The following is a 21,604-nucleotide window of genomic DNA, read 5'->3' on the forward strand; positions in this document are numbered from 1 at the left end:
TGAGGCGGATGAGGCTCAGCCATGGCGCGAGATGTCGGAGGAGCAAAAAGCGAAGTGGACAGCCTTCGCCTATGAGGTGAAAGGCTGGAAGCCCGAAGAAGAATAGCAACAGCCGGCCACCATCACGACTTGCCGGCGTAAGCGGCAGCCATCCGGCGTGACCACTCTAGCGGGTACGTCTGCACAGGAATCAGCCTGAGCAGGCGGTAATTGAGGTCTTCGGCGCGGCTTCCGCGCTGATGGCGAAAGTGGTCACACCAGATGGCTGGTCAGATTTACTTCTTCCCACCGCCTACAAGGTAAACGTTGCCCTCAGCCACGTTCTTGAGAAGCTCGCGATACACATTCACCAAGTGATCGCGGCCAAGCCTGAATTCCGGCTCTGTTCTATCAGGCCCGTCCTGATGCTTGGCATCCAGCTGTGCCGCACGCAGTTCTCTCGCCACCTGATGCGCAGTCTCGGGTGGCAGTGCCTTGACAACTGCCGTCAAGATCATCGACAGCGCAGTGAATGCGCCTGTTTCTTCCTGGGTCATGAAGCACCTCCAGTGTGTTGACCCATTCTAGTTTCCAGCCGGGCCTGGGGTGACTTCTCTGTCTCCTCCCTCCAACCCTTCTTCCCCAGGCATGCCCCGAAAGGGCACCGGCTCTTTATTCACCCCTCTCAGCCCGCACCCACGCGGGCTTTTTTGTTTCCCAGGAGTCTCCATGCAGAAATCCAGCGCCTGGCTCATCGGAGCCCTGATCACCATCGCCGTGGGCGCCATCGCGGCCAATACAGATGCCAAACCGCATCCCGCACCGGCGCCCGTGCTTGCCAAGGCCGTTCCAGCCGGCGTCTGCCCTCCAGGCCACTCGGCCTTCTGGATAAACGCCTCTACCCACGAATGCCTGCGAGAACTCCCATGACCACCCTATTCAATCTGCTGGTTGCCTCTGGCATAGCGGCCCTCTCCCTCGCGTGCGCCCTGATCATCAGCGGCGCACCGCTTTGAACCTCGACCACCCATGAGCCGCACAAAACTCTCCGAGTTGTCCGAGGACGAATTCAAGGCCCACATCGCAAGCGGCCAAACCATGAAACTGGGCGAAATCAACGCCACCCTGGCCTTGCTGCATGTCGATGGCGGCAATCTGATTGATCTTGGCATCGAGCCCCGCAAGGCTCGCGGCGCCATTCACATCGACGCAGCCGACTTTCCGCTGCTCTGCAGCGCCCTGGTCCTGCACCTGCATGCGCTATCAGCTCTCTGCAAAAACGAGCAAACCCTCAGCAAACACTGAGCCGCGCCCTTTCCCCCTTTACCCGCCCGCTGACAAGCGGGTTTCGCATTTCTGGAGCTTCAATGTTCAAGAGCATGATCATTTACCGCATTGCCGAGAGCTGGCAAGGCGACCTGCAGGCACTGGAAGATGCCCTGCAAAAGACAGTCTTTGCCGAGTGCGGCGCGACACAGGAACGCTCCGTGGGCTGGGTGCCACCGCGCGGCGAGCAGCACGGCCCTCTGGTCGAATCCGTGGCCGGTCAATGGGTGATGCGCTTCATGACAGAGGCGAAGGTGCTGCCGGCCAGCGTTCTCAATCGTCGGGTCAACGAAAAGGCCGCGCACATCGAAGCTACCGAGGGCCGCAAGCCGGGAAAGAAGGAAAAGCGCGACCTCAAGGACGAAGCAAAGCTGGATCTGCTGCCCATGGCTTTCACCAAGCAGGGCAGCATGTGGGTCTGGATCGACCCGCAGGCGCGCACCCTGGTGCTCGATACCAGCGCCCAGGGCCGTGCCGATGAGGTTGTCACGCTGCTGGTCGAAGGCCTGGCCGGCTTTAGCCTGGCCCTGCTGGACACGCAAACCAGCCCGCAGGCGGCCATGGCCCACTGGCTGATGACGCAGGAGCCGCCCGCCGGCTTCACCGCCGACCGCGAAACAGAGCTGAAGGCGGCCGACGAATCCAAGGCCGTGGTGCGCTACGCCCGTCACCCGCTGGATATTGATGAAGTCCGCCAGCACATTGAGCACGGGAAACTGCCGACCAAGCTGGCCATGACCTGGGACGACCGGGTGAGCTTTGTGCTGACCGAGGGCCTGCAAATCAAGAACATCGTGCTGCTGGATGGAGTCATGAACGGTGCCAACCAGGACGATTCCGGCTTTGATACCGATGTGGCCATTGCCACCGGCGAGCTGTCGCGCCTCATTCCTGATCTGATCGATGCACTGGGCGGCGAGGGCCGCGCCGGCCTGGGCGACCTGCCCGCCTCGCTGGCTGCCAGCGCCAGCACCACCGGCCCCAACGAGCAACCGTTTTGAGGATCACTATGCCCTACACCGATTGCTCTTACTGCCGAACTTGAGCACCAACATGCCTAATGACACCAGTGCAGTCGCCACCCTCATAGAGCCAAAGCCAGCCAGCAAACCAGACATACAAATCGACGTAAATATTTGCGTCAAAACGGTTTCCCCCAAGAAATAGGCGTACCGTGATAAGACGTAAATAGGTCATCTCAGCAGCCTGTCTAGATCTGAAACCTGAATCTTTCACATCGACTATGCGTCTTTGATTTTCTAGTCTTCAAGCTCCCCAGACTTGATAGAGACAGAGTAAGTGGGACAAAAAAATTCCCACGAATTGATGTCGCCATCTAGCTACCCGATAGAGCTTCCTGCGCTTGATCAGGCCTTAACGAAACCCTTAGAGACTCCTCGCCTCACATCAAAGCGAAGCGGGTTTCTGAGGAAATCTCAGCCGACAAGACCGGAGGTTTTAATGCAAAGCGAAGATCAGTCAGATCTCACTATTCCAGCGCACCAATCGCTGCAATCAGACATCAACAGTCACTCGATTTCTCACGATGACTATGTACGGACGCCGAATATGCCTATGAATAATAGCGATGTGGACTTCGACGATCCAAACCAAAGGTCAGCGCAAACTTTCAATACTAATCAGTTGGAGGCAGAGCATGGTTGGGATGTATATCCGGATTGAATGACGTAAGGAGTTTTTATGTATGAACTTTCTCTACGCAAAGTTCACGGCTTCTGGGCAAACCTGAAGTACATATTTTTCCCATGGATAAAAGTAGTTCCTTCAGTACCCGAGTTGGACAAAAAGCTACCGATACGAAAAAAGTATGATCCAAGTGAGTTTTATAAGCCAAGGCAGGCAATGCACAACACAATGATCACACTCGTTGTCGTTGGCACTATGGCCGCGGCTTACTTTGCTTACCGATATGGTGCCTTCTGAAGCTACCAGCTAGTCATCGAAGAAAACGGAAACTGAAGTCCGAAAAGCGATAACCGCTGATACTACCGAACTGAATTCAAAGATAAACCAGCCCGCTATTCAGCGGGCTTTTTTCTTTCTGGAGCCCTATGCTTACCTGGGAAGAACTGAAAAAGCTACGCGAGGACTTTGAAACCGCATATGCGCGCCACGCCAAGCGCCATGTGGGCCTAGACGGCACCACCGAGGAAATCGCGGAGCTGGTGAAGAAAGACCGCAACGGCCCCCACTATCGCAATGAGCAGTGCGACTATGCCTGGATCGGCTATCAGCTGGCCCCTATACCCAAAAAGCAATCCACCCCAGACTTCCTGGCCGACATGGACCGGGATCAGTTGCGCTACTGCGTGGGAGCTGCCACTGAGCGTCTAGAAAAGCTGGCGGAGGCTGAGAAGGTCAAGGTATGGCTTGTACGTGTGGACGGATCGCGCCGATACACGGCCACCAGCGCGCCCGAGGCCCTGGATTGGATGGCGCGATTTTCCGCTGCGTTTCAGGCCGCGCCCGTCGAGGACTTGATGGATGCCGAGGACTATCCCGTGTCTATCCAGGCCCGCAGCTTATTTGCAGATGAATTGCCAGGGATGCTGTCGCTGAACGACAAGCCCGAAGACTTTGCCCAATGGTAGTTAGGCGCAAGTTTGATCACCCCACCAGCCCGCCGCCGCGGGCTTTTCTCATTCTGGGAGCCAATATGCAAGACAAGATCACCCTGGCCATTGATGCGTTGGCATCAGCAGCGTTCATTGAGGGGGGTGTGGCGCCTGAGAACACCCAGGCAGCCCGCGACCTGACCGAGCAGCGCAAGCGTGAACTGCTGGCCACCATCGGCGCGCCCTGCCTGCACCAGATTCAGGAGCCTACGGAATACCCGCATCTGCCATCTTCTACCGCCGATGTTGTGGACTTCATGAATGGCCGCCTGGAGGTAGATTTTGGCGATCCCGCACCCGCAGGCGGAACAAGCCTTTATTCCGCAGACCAGATGCGCGCCTACGTTGACGCCGACCGCGCCCAGCGCGCAGCCCCTGTGCAGACAGCGCCAGCAGCCGCGCTAGTGCTGCCTGAGCCTGACGCCATGGAGTTTCAAGGCAATGACGGCAAATGGCATGGCTTTGTTGATGCTCGGCACAAGCAAGCAACCGTCGAATCTGGCAAGTGGCCTATTCGCAATCTCTACTCAGAAGGCTCAGTGCGCGCCCTGCTGGCTACTGCTACCGGACTTCCCGCGCAGTCAGTGCCCGCCAGGCTGATCACGGCAATCAACACCGCATGCGGTGGTAACGAGTGGCAAGGCGATGCGCTGGTTACAGACTTGCTGGAGCCAGCATGCCGAGCCATCGCCAGTTTTGCACCCCAGGCGCAGGCAGACGCGCGGGATGCGGACGACGCGGCACTCATCGAATGGCTGTCTGGCCAGTATCTCGCCGCCGACTTCCATTGGGGCGATCCGAAAACATCGGTACTCGTTATCGAGATTCCGCCAACCGCATCCGTTTGCGGCGACTTCCGCACGGACGTTCGCGCAGCAATCGCTATCGCGGCAGCAAAGGGGGAGTGATGTTCGCACAAGAAATCACAGAGCGAATCCTTGGGCAATCTTCGCGCACCCCCTATCTGGAGGCGCGCATTGTGGTGCAAAGCCAAGGCAGCGTTGGAAGCACCCCCAGCGTGGCCGTCAGCAGCGTGCAGGCAGGCTTTGACTGGGATAACGGAAAGTTCCTGATCTACCCAGAGCAGACACTTACCACGCTGACACCAGATGACGTTGCAGCCATCCGTGACAGCGTGCGCAAGGGCGGGAGTTGGCACGCCTACCAGCAATACAAGAAGCAGGCCGAGCGCATAGAGGCGCTGGAGGCGGAGTTAGCGGCACAGCGCGCCGCCCAGGCAGCGCAAGGGGGTGAGCATGCAAACTGACCTGTTTTCAGCAGCAAGTCTCGCACGCACCATCCAAGTGCCGCCTGCGCCTGTATTGGACATGGCGCGCTATCAAGAATGGCCCTTCCCCGGCTGCACGCCACCCGAATGCGCTCAAGCCGCGCTTGCTAGCAGCGACGTCTACATGGACATGCTGGCAGCCGTCATCAAGAGCCAGGGCGGAATTCAGCTTTCGAGCGATGGCGTCAATGCGCTGATCCCCGGCGACTGGCGCAATCTCATGGGCAAGTACCTGCACGCAAGCATGGTGGAGTGGCAATGCAAGCCACGCGGCATCGAGCTGAGCTACCTGTCGCGGCCTGATGGCTTCCCTGTGTTCATGTACCAAGCCAAGGAAGGAGCGCAGTAGTGAAATTGCAAGCCCTAACTATTCGCTATTTCAACGAAATAACGCCAGTCTGGCTGCACGCGCACGAATTCACTAGGCTCTCGCCGCTTACCCCTGTACTGTCGTACATAGGTACAGAAACTTGACGGAAGGCAGTGTTCCCCTCATGACCAAAATCAAGGAATCCACCGTTCACCATACCGTGGACGCAAAGCAGTGGGAGCTCAATCGCGAAAAGGAACGTATTACCTATCCGCCAAATCACGCAGGCCCGATACAGATGGACTGGCGCAAGCGCGAAAATTACTCGGCCTCTGATCTCAACTATCGCGGAAGAAGCAAAGCCGCGTAGACGATCACGCCATCCTGACACACCACGAACCCCGCCACTGAGCGGGGTTCTGCTTTTTGGAGCCGCCATGGCTTTCAGCGCCAGCACAACACGCCCCAAGCTATCCCCGGCCCAGCGCACCATGCTGCACAACGCAATCCATGGCCGCCCGCTGGAAACAAGCCTCACCCGAAACAGCACATCCCACAAAACCCACAGCACCGTCCAGGCGCTACACCGCGCCGGAATGCTGGCCGGCATTGACCACCGACCGACGGAAGCGGGCTACGCCTTCTTCGCCGTCCCAGAACAAACCAAAGCCCCGTTCATCGGGGCTTAACTTTTGAAAGCACTATGACTGCATCTATAGAGAACTCAGCCATCCTCGCTCTGAAAGGTCAGATTGCCATCCTGACCAGCGCAGTCCAAACGTTGTGCATTCAGCAAGGTTCACGCCTAACTCGCGCCCAACTGTCCCTGCGTCTTGGAATTCACCGCAACTCCTTGAATCAGCGCCTTGCGCAAGACAGAACCATGCCCCGCCCTGGAAAAGATGGGAAATGGCTGCTCTCTGAAATCATTGAATGGGAGTCCCGGAACGTCCTGCGTTGAGGCGTGCGGCGATATCAGAACCGGTGGGGTTGTAATACGTTAGTGCGCGCTTCGTATCAGTCCAACCGAAGGCCTTGCACAGATCCAGCACATGCAGCACCTGGGCCATCCGGGTTGCCGCTGTGTGCCGGGTGTCGTGAAACGTGAAGCCCTCCAGCGAAGCTTTTGAGCGGTGGCGCCGAAACAGCGCATCAAGGGAGGCAGCCTCGATCCCAAACACCAACTCATCATGAAACCCACGCATCATTTCGATGTTTCTGCGTGCGGCATGGGTCAAGGGAACCTGGCGGCCCTTACCCGTCTTTGTGCGGCCTGCATGCAATATGCAGAACGAATCTCGCACGTCATCCCACTCTAAATTTGCAATTTCGCTTGCGCGCATCCCGGTCTGCAACGCGGCAATAAAGCAATAGGCCACAGCATTCTTTGTAGTTGCAGCTCGCTTGCATCGTGTCCATCCCAATTGCCGAAGCATGGCGCGAATCTCCGGCCCCGAGATAACACGCTCACGATGATCTGGCGTTTTCGGTCTGCGCACGTCAGCCATTGGGTTGCTGCTTATCCAGCCCCAATCCTGGCGGGCGGTATCGAGCACATGACTCACCATCGCAATTTCGCGCAACACCGTGCCCTTGGATACCAACTTCAAGCGCGCATCGCGCCACTGAATCAAGTCTTGTGCGTCCAGTTCAGCCATTCGTCGCTTGCCCGGCCAGTGCGGGTGCTTTGTCGTGATGGCCTCAATGCGTAGCAGTTCCCAGCGCGCTCCGCGCTTCTCTGGAGACACCTCTTCCCCATATTTCTTCATGGCATCGTTCAAGGTGAAGCTCTCACCCAGTAGCTTGGTTGCCGCCTTTCCGCCCTCCGCTGCTGCCCTCAATTCAGTGCGCCGTGCGTCAGCCCATTGGCGCGCTTCTCGTTGCGTCGGGAAGGTTGCGGCATCCCTTACCCCCCGATAGAAGACTTGAATTCGCCAGCTTCCGGATGGTGTTTTTTGGGGCGTGGACATGAGCAAAAAATGGGTAAAAGTGGGTAGAAATGGGTAGAACTTCTGTTCAAAATCATGCAATAACTGTACTTTACCAAATTTTCATACACCGCAAGCCATTGTTTTTATTCATATTTATGCATCTATTGCACAATCTTGAACAGGTGCTCGATTCATCTCTCCGGCACCAAAATACTAACACCCACAAGGGTTTCAGGCGAAAATTGGGCGGAAATTGGGCGCTGCTAAAAAGCGGCCTCAAACAAACCTCAACAGAAGCCACCTAAATGTGGAAACAAAAAAGCCTGCTTACGCAGGCTTTTTTTTATCCTGTTTTTCTGATGTCCTGACCACCTCATCCGAACTGCGTTGCTCCAAGACGGACCGGTGAAAGCTGCTGTCCTACTTGCCCCTTCATCAGCACCCTGCGCCTTTTTGAGTGCTGAGCGCAGTTTCACTGCCGTCCTGAAGCGGTCAGCCGCAGACAAATTTTGTCCGATAACAATTGGCCGAATATGCCAGTTCGTCGCTTAGCAAGGAACCTGCCATCCGGAGCAGCACACGAACTGGGACTGAATCTGGTCAGCCAAGGCCGCTCGGCCCGGCGGCTGGACATCGGAAAGACCTGGGCCAGTGACCCGACCGACTACTTCGGATTGAATTCGATACGCGGCAATAACTTTCCGCGTTCGGAAGCAATCAGCGTTTCGTCCGCCTGTTGCCGGTCGGCCGAGCAGAACGAGGTCATCATGTGATGACGCTGAGTACTCATGCCGCTGCAGTTGGAAGCTTCGCAGTAGATCCGTGCAGGGCTGTCCCACCGAGCCTGTTCCGCCTCGTTAGCTCGGGCGATAAAGGCGGTCATCACACGCAAGGCAGTTTTCTCGCTTTCGTCCGCATCCAGCTCGAAGACGTTTGACCGCACACCCTTGTCGAAGAAGTCCTGTGTCGTTTGCACTTGCATATAGCAAAAACGCTTGACGATAGGCAGCGGCACGATCTTAGCAGCGAAGGCATAGGTACGCCCGGCCGGTAGCGCTGGAGTATCGCTGCGGATCGGGCCGACTGGAAGGTCCAGGGTGCGGCCGCCCCGCAGAATACGCAGCATGACAGTCTGGCCGTCAGGTACCTGCCCGAGAATGATGGCCAGATCGTTCAAGCCGCGCACCGGCTGGTCGAGTGCCTGCAGGATGACGTCTCCGCTACGCATACCCGACTCCTCAGCTGCTTTGCCGGGCATGGTGCTCGTTACCATGACTCCATCGGTCGAAGCGGTGTTCAGCGCCTGCTGCAGCGCGGGAGTCAGCTTCGTGATTTCCACACCAATCAGCCCGCGCGGTAGCGGGCGCGCCGGGCTGGACAGAGTCGATGCCGACATAGCCACAGGTACAGGCAACTGCACGCTTGCCGACAAGGTGATCGAGATGTTCAGCAATGCCTGTTTGCGCCATACCTGAAGCGGGGCGCGGTAACCTGCCCGTGTGCTAGCGACGATGGCTTGCAATTCGGCCGGTCCCGACACCGCCTGCCCGGCGAACTCCAGAATGACGTCCAACGGTTTCAAGCCAGCAGCCGCAGCAGCTCCACCCGGAATGACATTCACCACCATCGCACCCTTGCGTTGCCCCAGTTGCAGGGCTTCCGATAATGAAGGCGTCGGTGCATCGAAAGTGGCGCCCAGACCATCGGCGAAAATCGGTGCGGCGGCGGCGCTCGGACCCTGCTTTCCGGCGGCGGAAGCCGGCACGGACTTGGTCGATATGCGCTGTACCGGCCCAGCCGAAGCGGCATCGGGCAAACGCGCAGTCGGCCGCCAGCTCAGATCGACGAAGGTTAGGGTGAAGCCGTCGAATACTCCCTTGTGCACTGCGCGTGCGTGCTGCGCCTCGGCCATCGAGTCGAACGGAAGACAGCTCGGATAGACCGCCGACAGTCGCAGGCCCGGGAGCACATCGCGGGTGAATTCCTCTGTGTAGAGCTCGGCCAGGGCGAAGGCGGCGGACGGATTGGCCGCCGGAACCTCAACCGGAAAGACACTGGTGGCGGCGCCCTTGCGTAAGTCAGGGTCACCGACCGAGCAGAAGAAATAGCGAGTCTGGTTGCCGGAAGGGGGAGGCTGTTCGGGATCCCATGGCTTGGGGGTGAAAGCGAGGTCCTGCCACTTCTGGAGAAAGGTACTTGTTCCCAGTCGCTTCACTTCCGCCCGCTGGGAATCGGTTACTGCCTTGGACTCGTTCGGCGGGTAGCAAGCCTTCTGGCCGGTGCCGCCGACGGCGGTGACCACGGCCAGGAACTCAGTCGCCAAGGCTTCCGACCGAGGAAGTTCGTCGCCTGGCTTCCACGACACCGGGAAAACCGGCGAGGCATAGGTCTTGAATTTCGTTAGATCTTGCACATAGCAGAAGCCGAAACCTTTCTTGACCTGAGCCTGCGCAGAAGCAGCCAGGCCCAGCATGGCCAGCGCCGCCAGGGTCTGGCAGAAAGAGATCGACGGCGATTTCCGTTGCATGGCAAACCTCACTTCGCGGCCGATGCCGGGGTCACCGCCTTGGGTGCAGGCGAGGCGACTGGTCCGGTTCGGGCCAGCGGCACCGTTACTTCGCGCTCGCCCATTTCTCCCCGGACGATCAGCGGCAAGGGATAGCCGGCGCGCATGCGCTTAATGATCGCGTCGAACTGGGCAGGCGACTCCAGCACCTGGCCGGAAGCCTCCACCACCACCTCGGCCGGCTTCAGGCCGGCGCGGTCTGCCGGAAGCCCCTTTTGAAGCGACACAACTAGGACACCACGCCCCGTCGGCAACTGCATGGCAACGGCCAGCGCCTGAGGTACCGTATCGACCTTCACTCCAAGCCGCTGAAGGTTGAGCGGGCCTGCCACCATGGCAGCGCTCGACTTGGCGGTCGGAACGGGTGGCATCGCCGGTTTAGCTTCCACTGCGGCGACCGGCCTAGCGGCCGCACAGTTCTTCTCCACCTGCACCCGCTGATTCGCGGTGACGTTGATCCGGCGGCCATAGGACTGGCCGGCCGATTCGTTAGCAGTGTTTTTCTGCATTGAGTTCAATGAATTCTGCAGGCTGTCGCAGTCGAGGCCCCGGTAGTACTGCTGCATCCTGGCGATCCCGCTCTCGTCCGAGTCATCGTAGGCGCCGGTATAGTACTGCGCCGCGGCGCAACCGCCCATTAGTACCACGGCCGACAGTTTCAACAGCCGGAAAATGAAGGAATGGGGCATATCGACTTCTGGCAAATATTTTGATTGAACAGACAAGCGTTCGACCGCAGCGTATCGTGCATTACGTTCAGTTCTTGCTCTGCCTACTGCTACAGAGCTGCCACGTGAAGCAGCTTCAACATTGGCGCGCTGCTGGAGCAAGCTCGTCGATAGATTCGACGAGTCGCGTTGAAAGTTAGCTGAGCTTTGCGCCTTTCGGCGCTCGGTCTCATCCAGCGTCCCCCTGTGGCGGAATTGATCCCTTTGTTATGCATTCCGAGACGCCAATGCAACTCCTCAAGCGAGGTTGCCCGCTTGGGTCCACTGCCATGGACAACTAACAGCAATAGAGGTCGCATATAGCCTATTTTTAGCCGCCCTTACTCTTCAAATCTTCACCCAAACTAATTAAAGGAAAACCCAGCCTCGACGGCTGCCGAACGGGCTTTATTGCGTTTTGAAGTTGCTTATGAAACTGGCGGCACTGTCATAAACTGACACATGCTCGCAACCACCCTTCTTTGCCTCCTCGTTGGCATATCAGATGGCGACACCCTGACCGCCCGATGTGGCCAACCTGGACAGTACGAACAGGTCAAAGTAAGGTTGCAAGGCATCGATGCTCCTGAGCGAAAACAGCCCTTCGGAGAGCGGCTCGGCAAGCACTGGCCGAACTGACATGAGCGGTAGTGTTAGCCCTCAGCCTTGACTTTGGAAGCAGTGCATGAAAGAAGGCTGCATCGCTGCAGCCTTTGGGAGTTTATCGCCTGTCAGCGAAGGCCATTAAAAAGTCTCCCATTCATCGTCCTCCACCGGCTTGGGAGTTTTGCGCGCCGCCGCATCCACACCAGAGCGAGCCGGTAAAACAGGCGCAGCCGAAGCCCTGGCAACAACCGCTGCAGCCTGCTTGTGGACACTGGCTCGCGGTGCGGCCCGAGGTAGAGCGCGCGCGCCGCTCACAGAGGAATTAGCAACCAGCGCCGGCGCCTGATGGCGCGGGGCAGCGACCGGCGCGTTGTCATGCATGGTGCTGGCGGGCAGCTGAAACACCGCAACGGCCTGCACCAGATCTTGCGCCTGCTTGCGCAAGGCTCCGGCGGCAGCGGCGCTTTCCTCCACCAGGGCCGCATTTTGCTGAGTAGTCTGATCCATTTGCGTCACGGCTTCACCCACCTGCGCTACACCCTGGCTTTGCTCGCTGCTGGCAGCGCTGATCTCGCCCATGATGTCCGTCACGCGGCGAATTGCCGAGACGATTTCAGCCATGGTGGTGCCGGCCTTATCCACCAGTTGCGTGCCCTGCTCCACTCGCTCCACACTGGTAGTGATCAAGCCCTTGATTTCCTTGGCCGCTTCCGCACTGCGCTGGGCCAGCGTGCGCACCTCACCAGCGACCACGGCAAAGCCACGGCCTTGCTCGCCCGCGCGAGCCGCTTCCACGGCTGCATTCAAAGCCAGGATATTGGTCTGAAAAGCGATGGAGTCGATGACGGAAATGATGTCGGCGATCTGGTGACTGCTGTTGTTGATACCCTTCATGGTGTCCACCACCTGGGCCACTACGGTGCCACCTTCGGCCGCCACCTTCGAGGCATTGACCGCCAGCTGATTGGCGGCCCGCGCATTGTCTGCATTCTGGCGAACGGTGGATCCCAGTTGCTCCATGGAAGCCGCAGTCTGCTCCAGTGCAGAGGCTTGCTCTTCTGTGCGGCTGGAGAGGTCGGCATTGCCTGAGGCAATCTGCGCGCTGGCCGAGGCCACACCTTCGGCGTTCTGACGCACGCTGCACACGGTCTGCACCAAGCTGGTCTGCATGCGCTCCAGCGCATTGAGCAATTGCCCGGTTTCATCGTGACGCTCGACATGGATCATGCCGCTCAGGTCACCGTTGGCCACGCGGTCAGCCGCCTTGACAGCCTGATCCAGCGGTACCCGAATGGAGCGCACCAGCAGCAAACCGGCCACAACAGCCACCAGCACGGTCACCAGTGCCGCCGCGATTAGTAGCATCACAGCGCGCTCGTACACCACGACTGAAGCACTGCTCTCATGCTTGGCCATATCGCTGTTGTACTTGATCAGTTTGTGCAGCGTGGCCGACGACTCGTTATAGAGCTTGAGCGACGCCCCCGCCAAAAGCTCCCTGGCCTTGTCCTGTTCGCCAGCTCGCGACAGAGCAAACAACTGCTTATTCACGTCCACATAGAGCTCCCGTTCGTGAATGAACTGGTTGTAATGACCGCGCTCCTCCTGCGAGATGAGCAGGGGCTCATAGACCTTTTTGTCTTCAGCCAGCCGTTGCTGTAACTGAGTAAATTGCCTCTCTATATCTGACCAGATCGCTGGGTCGGTGCTGCTCACATGGCGCAACTCCAACAGCCGTGCTCGCTCCACTTCCGCACTCATGGTGTTGATGATTTCCACGCTGGGCAAGGCATTGTCCGTAATGGTCTCGACATTGCCCCGCATGGCTTTGAGCTGCAGCAAGGCAGTCGCTACCACAGCCAGCAGCAGCACGACCAAAATGCCGAAGGCACCCAAAATGCGGGTCGAAATTTTGATACTTTTCATCTTGCCCACCCCTCTTCTATTTCTGTTGAATTGTTTGTAGTTCCGCCATCCAGCGGATAAAAACCAAATCTGGATCCATAGGGCGCAATCACTGCGCATTACGAATGCGTCTATCAGTTGCAACACGGATAGAAAGCAAACCCGCGTCCTATTGACCGCAAGGTGAAGCCCACACTTCCGCCGGTGACAGGATGCGATGGACCTGCTTTTTTGCCACTTGCATCCATCGACAGTCGCTCAAAACCAATGCGATCGTCATGATAAGTGCCGACATGTCGCATCCTAGTTTGCGTCCAATTATTTCTAACTGTGACAAATATTTAAAACCTTTCTCCTACATATATGAAGGATTATTCCTACAAAACACCGGTGCAGCCCGTATGGCTTAGAAGTTGTCGATGCGCTCGCCCAGTTGAAATTTCTCCTTGGCATGGGGAATCACTGGCCACGCGGCGCGGCAGGTTGCTGCATCAGCTGCGTGGCCATCAGCTCGGATTGCCAGCTCTGTGTATCGCTGGCTGCACTGTCCGAATACGCGGTTGAGGGTTGAGGCGTACTCGATGAGGGCGGCGGGGGAAGCGTCAGCAAGTCGCTGCTCGGCATCGGACAGTTGCTTGCGCAAGCCGTCACGCTCGCTGCGAGCGCGATCAGCAGCAGCCTGCAAAGCGGTTTGCTTCTGGAGGGCGGCATTCAGAGCTCCTTGGTATTTGTCGTTGACCATGCGTTCCACGGCCAGCAGGCGGCGGCCGGCGGCGATGCGCTCATCTGCACTCTGCTCGCGGTACTGGCTGGCCTGCAGTCGCTCGTCGGCCAGATCCGCCCCCAGGCGCGCGGCCTGGAAGTACCAGGCCAGGGCGGCAGCCAGCAGGCCGGCGTAAACCGTCAGTCGCCCCATGTCAGCGTCCACCAAAACCAGGGGTCGTAAAGCATGTAAAAGGCAAGCGGGTTCATAGAGCTCCTATTTCGCAATGAAGTGAACGAACAACCAGAGAGCAGCCCAATACGGCGCGCCCATCAGGCAAGCAATGAAGGCCAAGAGAAGGAACATCAGCCCTGCCCACCCATGCGCCACTCGCGGCAAATCTCGTCGTTGGAGTTGCCGCGCAGTTGCAGGCCCGGCAGCACGGTCGATACGCCCTTGACCGTGCCTTTGTTCCAGCGCGGGTTCTCGCGGCAGGCGCCCTGCAGATCACCGGCATTGGCCTTGCGGCGCATGGTGCTGGTCGAAAAGCTCACTGCGCCTTTGTTGTGCAGGAAGTCGATGAACGTGCCCTGGGCAAATGCGTCGTAGCTGGCCCAGTACGCAAGCAGGCGCTCGGCCGTGCGCTCTGATTGCAGATACCGTCCCTTTTCCAGCTGATAACACTCGCCCGGGCTGTACCGCTTGCCAGCGATCACGCCGGCACCGGTGATGCCGTTGCACACGGTAAGGGGCGCGCCTTTGCCCAGCTTGTCGATGTAAGGGGTGCCGATATGTTTGCCGCTGGATTCATAGAAGTGGCCCAGCACCATGGCCACCTTCACGCCCTGGCTGGTGTCGGGATCGGCGGCCACGGCCTGCACGTACCGGTCAGCCAGACCTTGCTCGATGGCGGCCTGGTCAGCAGCCAGGTAGGCACCACCGCCGGCGCCCAGCGTCAAGACCAGCGCGGCTAGGCGGCCGGCGAGGAAACGGGGGACTTTGCCACTCATGGACGCCCCCTTTGCTGGGCGCGTTCACGCAGTTGCTGGCGGTTCTGAGCGCGCAAGTAGTCGCGGCGCCACTTCCAGATCAGGTAAGAAGCTTGCAATGCCACAAAAGCGATGGAGGCCAGCACCAGCCAGTCACTGAGCGGCAGACCCGCGAGCCGGAATCCGCCGGCGGTAACCGCCCCAGGCGTGGCGTGATATGCCGCGCTGGCAATGTCCTGTTTTTGCTCGGCACTCAGATGCTGGTGGATGCCCAGCAGCGCCAGCATTGATGCGAGAGCTTTTTTCATACCCCGAAGTTTTCCGGGGCCGGGCTCTTTGGTCGAACCCTAGAGGGGTGGCTGCTTATGTGCCGGCAAATATCCGTTCTGGGTTTGCAGGTGCATCGATTGCATAAAGCGCAAATTCAGCCAGAGGTGAAGAAAGATTGACGTGAAAGCCGGGGATCGGAGCCATGACCGGAACAGGGCCGTCATCCGTATCGAGCAGTTCGCCCGTGGGGCGCTGGATTGTACCCAGAACATCCACGGCAGTCGTGTCGATGTAGCTGGGCCATTCACCGCTCTCGCCTAGGTGAACCTCAAAGGCAAAGCGCGCAACCTCTTCGTCAGTAAAACGGAGAAACGTAGTCATGCTGTGAGCCTTTGAAGTTGTGCATGGGTTATAGCGCCACCGTATATGGCAAGGCGAGAAATGCAGCCGTTGAGATACCCGGTATTGGCGGCAGAGTGACTTCTTCCCAAATAGAGTCTCGTCAAATTTGACGGAAAGTCTTTGGCCCTGGCCGTTGTATCAATGCTGATTAGGGAACCGGAAGCAATTGCCGCTGTTTTTGCCACATCGGAATACGCAAATCCAGAATTCGGCATGCGACCTGCGATGCTCCTTCCCGACTGTCCGACATTTGCCTTGTTCACCCACCAGTTTGTAGTATTGGCTGCCCCAGAAAAATAGAAGTACGCATGATCGGCGTTGATATCTGCTGGATTTATTGCACTCCAGACGTATGCATTATTTGTGCTACCACTGGGTAGTCCTAAAACGGCAGACGTAACGGCCCCAACAGTTGGAAGCGTAATGTCCAGGTTGACATTGTCGGCGGCTCGTGTTGCCGTTGCAGTGGTTGTGAGAATTGGAGACGTAGCAAACGAACCCAACTCAAACTGGGGTGTTCCTATCTCTATATCAGCTGTTACTCCAGTAGAAACTCCCACACCAAAACGCAAGTTAATTGTGCCTGCCGTCGTAACATCAATTAATATAGAGAGTTTTTTTCTGCCCAAACCATTTGATGTATTTGCTGCAACTTCAACTCCGTCGATGAAATACTTAACTGTAGAAACAGCCGTTCCATCTATCCTCCCGATACTTGCACTCATAGCGGCTGCTGTGAACACATTACACGGAATAGAAAACGTATACTGACCAACTGCAACAGCGACGTTGTTGTACGCTAGAAAATGGCGTGCAGCCGTTGCTGACAATCTAAGTGTTGTAACTAGACCGCCAGCTATAACAGTGGTGCTTCCGTTTCCTACTCCGAATCCATAGTTTGTTGGTGCTGTACCCGGTGTACCTGATACGGCACCTGCAAATACCGAGTTAAGCAAAAGATTGGCACGGGCTTCCTCAATCAGCAATCCAAGACACTTTCCCGTAACCGGGTCATAGTCAATACGCGGGATATTGCTACCTACAGTCCTCAGCTTACCGTCGGGCCCAAAGCACGTAGCAGCACTGGCCCGCGTGCAGGTGAGCAGCGGGTGTGTCCGGCGGCTGTTGGCAAAATCCATTAGCAGCTGCGGACGAATGTTCGGGAAGTCAGGCAATGCGCTCATGCCCATGTCTCCGTGTAGCTGCGCACCACGCCATCGAAACCGTGGAATTTGCGAATTGTTTGTGTGTTGCTCACGTACTCACTCCATATGTCACCCGGCTGGCTACCCAGCAGCCGCGCGCCAGATGCATCCAGCCACCAGTTGGTATGTCCATCCGTGACAACCGCCCAACCATCGGATGCCGCGACGCTCAAAGAGCGATCGGCTCGCACGTCATTACGCAGGACTTGATGCTGCAATTGCGCATCAAGCTCTCGAATCAATAGCAGATTTGTGCCTGAAGCACAGACCGCCATCGCCTCGCCCCCCCACACAACCGGCGCGAGACTGCGCGCATGAGCCAACCCCATGGCAAGGCCATAGCCCTGACGGCCGCGAAACGTCCCCTTAGCGGTCAGATCCACATTGACCGCATCGCGCACCCACATGCCACCGCCCAGATTGCGGGAGCGTTCCAGGCGTGCATCGGGGAATCGGTTATTGATGCCCAGAAAGGGCAAGCCGAAGGTGGGGCGAGAAGCAGACATGGCCAGGAGTTTTGCCCGGCCATGCCTTTGAGTCGAACCCTAGAGGGGTGCTACTTCAAAAAGAGACTAACAGTTTCATTGAGATGCTTATCTGAAAATTTTTTGAAATTAAATGCAGCACAATCTTATTACTGATCGACCGATCAAACAATAAAGTAAAAAATAGCAAATCAGCCCATATCCAAAAGCAAAAAATACCGACTTGAACATCGGCGCGGTATTTTCATCCACTGTCAGAACAACAAATACCATATAAGCGTATATAAATATAAAAAACTCTACTACCACATCTGAAATAAACCTATAACTCCCAAGATCATCGAGATAGTGACTATTCACTCCGATATATTTAAAAAAACCAATAAAACCAAAGCACCCCAACTTAACTGCAAATAACGCGGCTTGAAACGATAATGCGGCATTCGCCATATTTATTATTGTCTCACTCTTAGGAACCCCTGACGGCCCCATTAAAACCGCCCTTGCAACCAGTAGTATTGCAATTGCACTCCCAATTAACTCAATTGTTAAAGGAGCCATGTTTTCGCCAAGAATAACTTTGGCTGCATTTCCAAATAAATTAAAAGCAGCAAATGAAATCAAAATCCCAGACAAACAAAAAACGAACACAAATGTGAATCTACATGCCTTCCAAGATATGGGACTCTTCACAAATAAATTTTTAATATATTCTGTCGTAAACATCTTCCCCTCCAAAGGAAAATCTTTTTTCAAGTAGTTGCCGATCTTAATTCTGAATTGTTTCGCATCTGCTCGCGCAACGCCTTGGGCGCAGTTTCGGCAATACGCTGGGTGCGGTCCTTGTTCATTTCCCGAACCCGCTTCCACACGTCCGGCATCTTCACCACGATGGGCTGCTCTGGGTTGTCGCGGTTCCAGTCGGCCAGGCGCTCGCGCACCCGCTGTACGGCCGCCTCATCCTTTCGGAATAGCGCGTCTGCCCATTGCGCCTTGATGTCGCTGCTGGTCTGGACATAGAAGGACTTGGAGCGCTGCATGAAGCTATTGGCTTCCTGCACCTCAGCCACAGGCTTGGGCTGAAAGCCAATCGCCTTGGCAGCGGCTTCGGCCAGGGTTGTGTCGATCACCTTGTAGCCCTTGGTGTCGCGGTACATGCCGGTGACCGCCATGTCCGCGCCCTTGGCCAGGTTGCGCACGGCCGTGGGTGAGATTTCCAGCGCCGCGCCGGCCACGTCGCCACCCAGCAGTTTGCGCGCACCAGTAAAGCCGCGGCTCACCAAGTCGCCAGCAGGGCCCACGATTTCCATCAGGTCGCGCTCACGGTTGGGCTTGTTCAGGAACAGGCCGGTACCGGGAATCAGGTTGCCCATGCCCAGGCGCCCGGACACATCGACTGGCGCGCCCGGCAGGCCCGAGATACCCTGCTCCATGAAATCGGCCAGCTCCTTGCCCACCACATCGGCCATCAGCTGCTTGCGCCATTGCTTGGAACTGATGTTGTAGCCCATGAGCTGGCCCGCGCCATCGATCAAATCCTCGGCATCCTCCATGAAGGGCACGCCGCCGGCGCCGCTCATCAGCAGCAGCATGGCCAGGGCCCAGCCCACAGCGCGCTTGCCTTCTGGGCCGCCCTGGGTCCACAAGCGCTGCATCAGCTCCAGATAGCTGACGCTATAGGTTTTGAAGGTAAACAGAGTCCCGCCCACCGCGCCCCGTGCCCAGCGCGGCTTGTTGGCCTTGCTGTATTGGAACTGGGTTTCGATCACGGCATTGCGCGCAAAGCCGGCCGGATCGGCCATACCCTGCTCCCTGGCCGTGCGATAGGCCGCGATGAAGGTGCTGCGGCGGTTGAACTGCTCGGCCAGGGCGAAGGGTTGGCCCCACAGCACCTTGCCCTGCTCCCACTTGTTGGCGACATTGGCGCGCAGGTTCCCGGCCTTGGTGCCATCGCCCGAGCGCAGCATGCCGGCGCCGCGGGCCTGGGCCATCAGCTGGTGGATTTCCTGGGGGCTGACCACGCCGTCGGCTTCGGCAGACGCCAAGGCCTTGGCCAGATCGCCCTCGTACTTGAACCCCTTGGTCCCCATGTCCTTGAGCGCTCGGGCCAGTTGGGTATAGGTCTGCACGGCCTGGGCAGTACGGCGCTTGGCTCGGTTGAGCACCATGCGGTCGGCGCGGGCCAAAACCTGGGCGCGCGTGCGGCGGCCAGTGCGGCCGGCAATCTCCTCGCGCAGCAGGGCCAGCTTTTCCAAGGTGGCGCGCTGGGTGGGACTTGCTACAGATTCGGGAGCTGGTAGCGCAAGTGCTGAGCGCGGTGCAGGCAACTGCAGCTGCTGGCGCACATCGTCAGGTAAGGCATCTAGGCCACCGGGCAAGCGGCCTGCGGCAATGGCCTCCTGCAGCGCCCGGGTGCGGCCCTCGGCGTCATGGCCCAGGCTCACTTGCACCTGGGGCAACCGGCGCAGAGCACGGGCTTCACCGGTGACGCGGGCATAAGCCTCGATGAAGGCCTGGCGCGCGCCGAACTTGTCACCGGCGCCCAGCAGCGGCGCAGCAATCGCCCACGATTCCGCAATTTCGTTCGTCCACACGATGGTGGCGTGGTCGTTGGCGCTCGAAAGTGCCAGCGCATAGGCCTCGGACGGCAACAAGCGCCCCATGGCATGGTCCACGTACTGCAGCACAGTGCCCGTGAGGATGGAGCCACGGTGCTCGGCACGAATGCGAGCCAGCGCCATGCGCAGCAAAGGCTTGTCGATGTGGCCCAGGTCGTCGGCCAGCAGCGTCAGCGCGGCAGGACGGATCTGCTGGCCCGACAGCTCCATGGTCGCGCCCAGTTCCTCCAGCAGCCAGTCGGTATCGTGCTCGTTAAGCATTGCCGCCCTCCCGCCGCTGCTTCGCCAGACGTTTGGCCTCTTCGATGGCGTCAAAGTTGGCGCTGCTCTTGTCTGCCGCTTGCGCTGCAGTCGTTGTCACCGCATGGCCACGCGCCCACTGGGTGCGGTAGCTCTCGGCCTGGTTGACCAGCACGCCCACACCATGTGAGTTCTTCACCACGAAAGCCTCGTTCACGTTCGTCACGTACCACGCTGCCACCCACGGAGCCTCTTCGTGGCCGAGCCGCTTGACCAGCGCTTTCACGTTGGCGTTCACCGGTGCATTGCGAACGGGCTTGACGCCGTAGCGCTGTTCGTAGGCCAGGCTGTATGCCGACCAGGTAGCGCGGCAAGCTTCCTGCAGTGCGGTTTCTGGGGTGTTTCCAGAATCGCCATCACCCTCGCGGCCCGACGGCGAAGCAGGCGGGGATGGTTCATTGGCGGTTAAGTGACGGTTCAACTGATGATTTGGGGGCGGCATTTGCCCCTCTGGNGGGGCGGCATTTGCCGCCACAGCCGATTTACGCTTTGAGGTGCGCTTGCTCTCTGCTGGTGCCTTGCTCGGGTCAAAGCGCTTGGGGCTGACGGTGTAGCTGGTGCTGGTGTTGTGGCGGTACTCGCGGAACACGGCGCCAGCCGTCTGCAGCCAAGCCAAGGCATCGCGCACCGCGCGCTCTGAAAGGCAGGTGCGAGCTGCAATGGTCCCAACCGCAGGCCAGCACACGCCGTCGTCGTTCGCCTGATCCGCCAGAGAGATAAGCACCGCCTTCTGCGATGCGCTCATGCCTTGCAAAGGCCAGCATGCGGCCATGATGATCGTGCTCATGCCTGCACCCCGCCATCCAGCGCCAGCGCTGCCTTGTGCTTGCCCCACAGGCCGGCAATCCACTCCACGCCCTTGGGTGTGAAGCGCGCATGTGCAAAGGCATGCTCGTTGACCTGGCTCACGCCGGTCTTGATGGCAAAGCGGCCAGCCTCAATGTGGTTCTGGTACGGGGTCAGCACGCCGGCCAAGCGGTAGAGAATCTTGCAGTCCTCCAAGAAAGCGCGAAATTCCGGCTCCTTGGCCTTCAGCAGCTTCGCTACCTGGCGAAAGCCAAGGGCGCCATTGGCTGCCACGTAACGGTCCACGTAGTCCACCTTGGGCGCGGCCAGCGCCAGCTGCTCCTGTTGAGCTTCGATCTGCTCCGCCTGCTCTGCAGCCAGGCGCAAAGCCTGGGCCATGGTCTGGGGCAGCTTGGGGGCCTGCTGGGCCTCCAGCTCATGCCAGCGGCGCACAACAGCCAGGCGCAGCGTGGCGCTGTAGCCGGTCAAGAGCGTGTCTGTCAGCTCACGGGGCAGATGAAACTCTGTCTGCTGGCGGTTCATGCCGTCCAGATAGATGCCCTGAAATTTCAGGGGATCAAGTCCGAGCTCA

At 58.3% G+C, this 21,604-nt stretch carries 24 protein-coding genes and 3 pseudogenes; 11 read left to right on the forward strand and 16 right to left on the reverse strand.

Annotation, left to right across the window (positions count from 1 at the left end):
- Positions 1-275: 275 nt before the first annotated feature.
- Positions 276-536, reverse strand: a complete 261-nt coding sequence (locus ACNAZA_RS21855; RefSeq protein ID WP_415798602.1) for a hypothetical protein — start codon at positions 534-536, stop codon at positions 276-278.
- Positions 537-708: 172 nt separating this feature from the next.
- Here ACNAZA_RS21855 and ACNAZA_RS21860 point away from each other — a divergent pair, with 172 nt between their 5' ends.
- The 10 genes from ACNAZA_RS21860 (at position 709) to ACNAZA_RS21905 (ending at position 6,228) form a co-directional block, all read left to right on the forward strand.
- Positions 709-909, forward strand: a complete 201-nt coding sequence (locus tag ACNAZA_RS21860; protein ID WP_415798603.1) for a hypothetical protein — start codon at positions 709-711, stop codon at positions 907-909.
- A gap of 99 nt (positions 910-1,008) precedes the next feature.
- On the forward strand, positions 1,009-1,284 hold the full coding sequence (locus ACNAZA_RS21865; protein WP_415798604.1) for a hypothetical protein: 276 nt from the start codon (positions 1,009-1,011) through the stop codon (positions 1,282-1,284).
- Between the two features lie 62 nt (positions 1,285-1,346).
- On the forward strand, positions 1,347-2,306 hold the full coding sequence (locus tag ACNAZA_RS21870; protein WP_415798605.1) for a recombination-associated protein RdgC: 960 nt from the start codon (positions 1,347-1,349) through the stop codon (positions 2,304-2,306).
- A 700-nt stretch (positions 2,307-3,006) separates the two neighbouring features.
- Entirely contained in the window at positions 3,007-3,249 is a 243-nt protein-coding gene (locus ACNAZA_RS21875; protein ID WP_415798606.1) for a hypothetical protein, read from the forward strand.
- Positions 3,250-3,377: 128 nt separating this feature from the next.
- Complete coding sequence (locus ACNAZA_RS21880) at positions 3,378-3,917, forward strand: hypothetical protein (RefSeq protein ID WP_415798607.1); 540 nt, start codon at positions 3,378-3,380, stop codon at positions 3,915-3,917.
- 65 nt (positions 3,918-3,982) lie between these two features.
- Positions 3,983-4,849: a hypothetical protein gene (locus tag ACNAZA_RS21885; RefSeq protein ID WP_415798608.1), complete on the forward strand. Its 867-nt coding sequence runs from the start codon at positions 3,983-3,985 to the stop codon at positions 4,847-4,849.
- A complete protein-coding gene (locus ACNAZA_RS21890) occupies positions 4,849-5,208 on the forward strand; it encodes a hypothetical protein (RefSeq protein WP_415798609.1) in 360 nt (119 codons plus the stop codon). The genes ACNAZA_RS21885 and ACNAZA_RS21890 overlap by 1 nt, the downstream gene beginning before the upstream one ends.
- Positions 5,198-5,578, forward strand: a complete 381-nt coding sequence (locus tag ACNAZA_RS21895; protein ID WP_415798610.1) for a hypothetical protein — start codon at positions 5,198-5,200, stop codon at positions 5,576-5,578. Before ACNAZA_RS21890 ends, ACNAZA_RS21895 begins: the two co-directional genes overlap by 11 nt.
- Before the next feature lie 145 nt (positions 5,579-5,723).
- Positions 5,724-5,909, forward strand: a complete 186-nt coding sequence (locus ACNAZA_RS21900) for a hypothetical protein (RefSeq protein ID WP_415797317.1) — start codon at positions 5,724-5,726, stop codon at positions 5,907-5,909.
- 67 nt (positions 5,910-5,976) lie between these two features.
- Positions 5,977-6,228 (forward strand): hypothetical protein, encoded by a 252-nt coding sequence (locus ACNAZA_RS21905; protein WP_415798611.1) that lies wholly within the window; start codon positions 5,977-5,979, stop codon positions 6,226-6,228.
- Between the two features lie 237 nt (positions 6,229-6,465).
- On the opposite strand, the gene ACNAZA_RS21910 is transcribed toward ACNAZA_RS21905, so the two are convergent.
- The 3 genes from ACNAZA_RS21910 to ACNAZA_RS21920 form a co-directional block, all read right to left on the reverse strand.
- Positions 6,466-7,569, reverse strand: a complete 1,104-nt coding sequence (locus tag ACNAZA_RS21910; RefSeq protein ID WP_415798612.1) for a tyrosine-type recombinase/integrase — start codon at positions 7,567-7,569, stop codon at positions 6,466-6,468.
- 565 nt (positions 7,570-8,134) lie between these two features.
- Positions 8,135-9,997, reverse strand: coding sequence for a PDZ domain-containing protein (locus ACNAZA_RS21915; protein WP_415798613.1), 1,863 nt, complete (start codon positions 9,995-9,997; stop codon positions 8,135-8,137).
- An 8-nt stretch (positions 9,998-10,005) separates the two neighbouring features.
- The gene (locus ACNAZA_RS21920) at positions 10,006-10,725 is read right to left on the reverse strand and encodes a signaling protein (protein WP_415798614.1); all 720 of its coding nucleotides are present in this window, start codon (positions 10,723-10,725) and stop codon (positions 10,006-10,008) included.
- 480 nt (positions 10,726-11,205) lie between these two features.
- On the opposite strand from ACNAZA_RS21920, the pseudogene ACNAZA_RS21925 reads away from it, so the two are divergent.
- A pseudogene (locus ACNAZA_RS21925) lies at positions 11,206-11,384 on the forward strand (thermonuclease family protein); the annotation flags it as partial.
- Between the two features lie 103 nt (positions 11,385-11,487).
- Here ACNAZA_RS21925 and ACNAZA_RS21930 read toward each other — a convergent pair.
- The 12 genes and pseudogenes from ACNAZA_RS21930 to ACNAZA_RS21985 all read right to left on the reverse strand — a co-directional run.
- Complete coding sequence (locus tag ACNAZA_RS21930) at positions 11,488-13,275, reverse strand: methyl-accepting chemotaxis protein (protein ID WP_415798615.1); 1,788 nt, start codon at positions 13,273-13,275, stop codon at positions 11,488-11,490.
- Between the two features lie 385 nt (positions 13,276-13,660).
- Positions 13,661-14,170: a hypothetical protein gene (locus ACNAZA_RS21935; RefSeq protein WP_415798616.1), complete on the reverse strand. Its 510-nt coding sequence runs from the start codon at positions 14,168-14,170 to the stop codon at positions 13,661-13,663.
- A 152-nt stretch (positions 14,171-14,322) separates the two neighbouring features.
- Positions 14,323-14,967 carry a glycoside hydrolase family protein gene (locus ACNAZA_RS21940; protein ID WP_415798617.1) on the reverse strand — a complete coding sequence of 215 codons (645 nt, stop codon included), beginning with the start codon at positions 14,965-14,967 and terminating at the stop codon, positions 14,323-14,325.
- Positions 14,964-15,254, reverse strand: a complete 291-nt coding sequence (locus tag ACNAZA_RS21945; RefSeq protein ID WP_120967064.1) for a hypothetical protein — start codon at positions 15,252-15,254, stop codon at positions 14,964-14,966. The genes ACNAZA_RS21940 and ACNAZA_RS21945 overlap by 4 nt, the downstream gene beginning before the upstream one ends.
- Positions 15,255-15,309: 55 nt before the next feature.
- On the reverse strand, positions 15,310-15,597 hold the full coding sequence (locus ACNAZA_RS21950) for a hypothetical protein (protein WP_415798618.1): 288 nt from the start codon (positions 15,595-15,597) through the stop codon (positions 15,310-15,312).
- Positions 15,594-16,802, reverse strand: a complete 1,209-nt coding sequence (locus ACNAZA_RS21955; protein WP_415798619.1) for a phage head spike fiber domain-containing protein — start codon at positions 16,800-16,802, stop codon at positions 15,594-15,596. The genes ACNAZA_RS21950 and ACNAZA_RS21955 overlap by 4 nt, the downstream gene beginning before the upstream one ends.
- Positions 16,799-17,329 (reverse strand): hypothetical protein, encoded by a 531-nt coding sequence (locus ACNAZA_RS21960; protein ID WP_415798620.1) that lies wholly within the window; start codon positions 17,327-17,329, stop codon positions 16,799-16,801. Before ACNAZA_RS21960 ends, ACNAZA_RS21955 begins: the two co-directional genes overlap by 4 nt.
- Before the next feature lie 108 nt (positions 17,330-17,437).
- Entirely contained in the window at positions 17,438-18,034 is a 597-nt protein-coding gene (locus tag ACNAZA_RS21965; protein ID WP_415798621.1) for a hypothetical protein, read from the reverse strand.
- Positions 18,035-18,060: 26 nt separating this feature from the next.
- A complete protein-coding gene (locus ACNAZA_RS21970; protein ID WP_415798622.1) occupies positions 18,061-20,187 on the reverse strand; it encodes a PLxRFG domain-containing protein in 2,127 nt (708 codons plus the stop codon).
- A pseudogene (locus tag ACNAZA_RS21975) lies at positions 20,180-20,680 on the reverse strand (helix-turn-helix domain-containing protein); the annotation flags it as partial. The pseudogene ACNAZA_RS21975 and the gene ACNAZA_RS21970, both read right to left, overlap by 8 nt.
- Position 20,681: 1 nt before the next feature.
- Positions 20,682-21,013: pseudogene (locus ACNAZA_RS21980) on the reverse strand (helix-turn-helix domain-containing protein); the annotation flags it as partial.
- The coding region (locus ACNAZA_RS21985) for a phage antirepressor KilAC domain-containing protein (protein ID WP_415798623.1) at positions 21,010-21,604 on the reverse strand (595 nt) is incomplete at its 5' end. The pseudogene ACNAZA_RS21980 and the gene ACNAZA_RS21985, both read right to left, overlap by 4 nt.

The sequence above is a fragment of the Comamonas aquatilis genome (assembly GCF_965139575.1).
Taxonomy (GTDB): Bacteria; Pseudomonadota; Gammaproteobacteria; order Burkholderiales; family Burkholderiaceae_C; genus Comamonas; species Comamonas aquatilis.

What these genes read in the sequence shown, in the direction of transcription:
- ACNAZA_RS21855 (WP_415798602.1), bottom strand. Translation starts at nt 536, where the DNA reads ATGACCCAGGAAGAAACAGGCGCATTCACTGCGCTGTCGATGATCTTG.
- ACNAZA_RS21860 (WP_415798603.1), top strand. Translation starts at nt 709, where the DNA reads ATGCAGAAATCCAGCGCCTGGCTCATCGGAGCCCTGATCACCATCGCC.
- ACNAZA_RS21865 (WP_415798604.1), top strand. Translation starts at nt 1,009, where the DNA reads ATGAGCCGCACAAAACTCTCCGAGTTGTCCGAGGACGAATTCAAGGCC.
- ACNAZA_RS21870 (WP_415798605.1), top strand. Translation starts at nt 1,347, where the DNA reads ATGTTCAAGAGCATGATCATTTACCGCATTGCCGAGAGCTGGCAAGGC.
- ACNAZA_RS21875 (WP_415798606.1), top strand. Translation starts at nt 3,007, where the DNA reads ATGTATGAACTTTCTCTACGCAAAGTTCACGGCTTCTGGGCAAACCTG.
- ACNAZA_RS21880 (WP_415798607.1), top strand. Translation starts at nt 3,378, where the DNA reads ATGCTTACCTGGGAAGAACTGAAAAAGCTACGCGAGGACTTTGAAACC.
- ACNAZA_RS21885 (WP_415798608.1), top strand. Translation starts at nt 3,983, where the DNA reads ATGCAAGACAAGATCACCCTGGCCATTGATGCGTTGGCATCAGCAGCG.
- ACNAZA_RS21890 (WP_415798609.1), top strand. Translation starts at nt 4,849, where the DNA reads ATGTTCGCACAAGAAATCACAGAGCGAATCCTTGGGCAATCTTCGCGC.
- ACNAZA_RS21895 (WP_415798610.1), top strand. Translation starts at nt 5,198, where the DNA reads ATGCAAACTGACCTGTTTTCAGCAGCAAGTCTCGCACGCACCATCCAA.
- ACNAZA_RS21900 (WP_415797317.1), top strand. Translation starts at nt 5,724, where the DNA reads ATGACCAAAATCAAGGAATCCACCGTTCACCATACCGTGGACGCAAAG.
- ACNAZA_RS21905 (WP_415798611.1), top strand. Translation starts at nt 5,977, where the DNA reads ATGGCTTTCAGCGCCAGCACAACACGCCCCAAGCTATCCCCGGCCCAG.
- ACNAZA_RS21915 (WP_415798613.1), bottom strand. Translation starts at nt 9,997, where the DNA reads ATGCAACGGAAATCGCCGTCGATCTCTTTCTGCCAGACCCTGGCGGCG.
- ACNAZA_RS21920 (WP_415798614.1), bottom strand. Translation starts at nt 10,725, where the DNA reads ATGCCCCATTCCTTCATTTTCCGGCTGTTGAAACTGTCGGCCGTGGTA.
- ACNAZA_RS21930 (WP_415798615.1), bottom strand. Translation starts at nt 13,275, where the DNA reads ATGAAAAGTATCAAAATTTCGACCCGCATTTTGGGTGCCTTCGGCATT.
- ACNAZA_RS21935 (WP_415798616.1), bottom strand. Translation starts at nt 14,170, where the DNA reads ATGGGGCGACTGACGGTTTACGCCGGCCTGCTGGCTGCCGCCCTGGCC.
- ACNAZA_RS21940 (WP_415798617.1), bottom strand. Translation starts at nt 14,967, where the DNA reads ATGAGTGGCAAAGTCCCCCGTTTCCTCGCCGGCCGCCTAGCCGCGCTG.
- ACNAZA_RS21945 (WP_120967064.1), bottom strand. Translation starts at nt 15,254, where the DNA reads ATGAAAAAAGCTCTCGCATCAATGCTGGCGCTGCTGGGCATCCACCAG.
- ACNAZA_RS21950 (WP_415798618.1), bottom strand. Translation starts at nt 15,597, where the DNA reads ATGACTACGTTTCTCCGTTTTACTGACGAAGAGGTTGCGCGCTTTGCC.
- ACNAZA_RS21955 (WP_415798619.1), bottom strand. Translation starts at nt 16,802, where the DNA reads ATGAGCGCATTGCCTGACTTCCCGAACATTCGTCCGCAGCTGCTAATG.
- ACNAZA_RS21960 (WP_415798620.1), bottom strand. Translation starts at nt 17,329, where the DNA reads ATGTCTGCTTCTCGCCCCACCTTCGGCTTGCCCTTTCTGGGCATCAAT.
- ACNAZA_RS21965 (WP_415798621.1), bottom strand. Translation starts at nt 18,034, where the DNA reads ATGTTTACGACAGAATATATTAAAAATTTATTTGTGAAGAGTCCCATA.
- ACNAZA_RS21970 (WP_415798622.1), bottom strand. Translation starts at nt 20,187, where the DNA reads ATGCTTAACGAGCACGATACCGACTGGCTGCTGGAGGAACTGGGCGCG.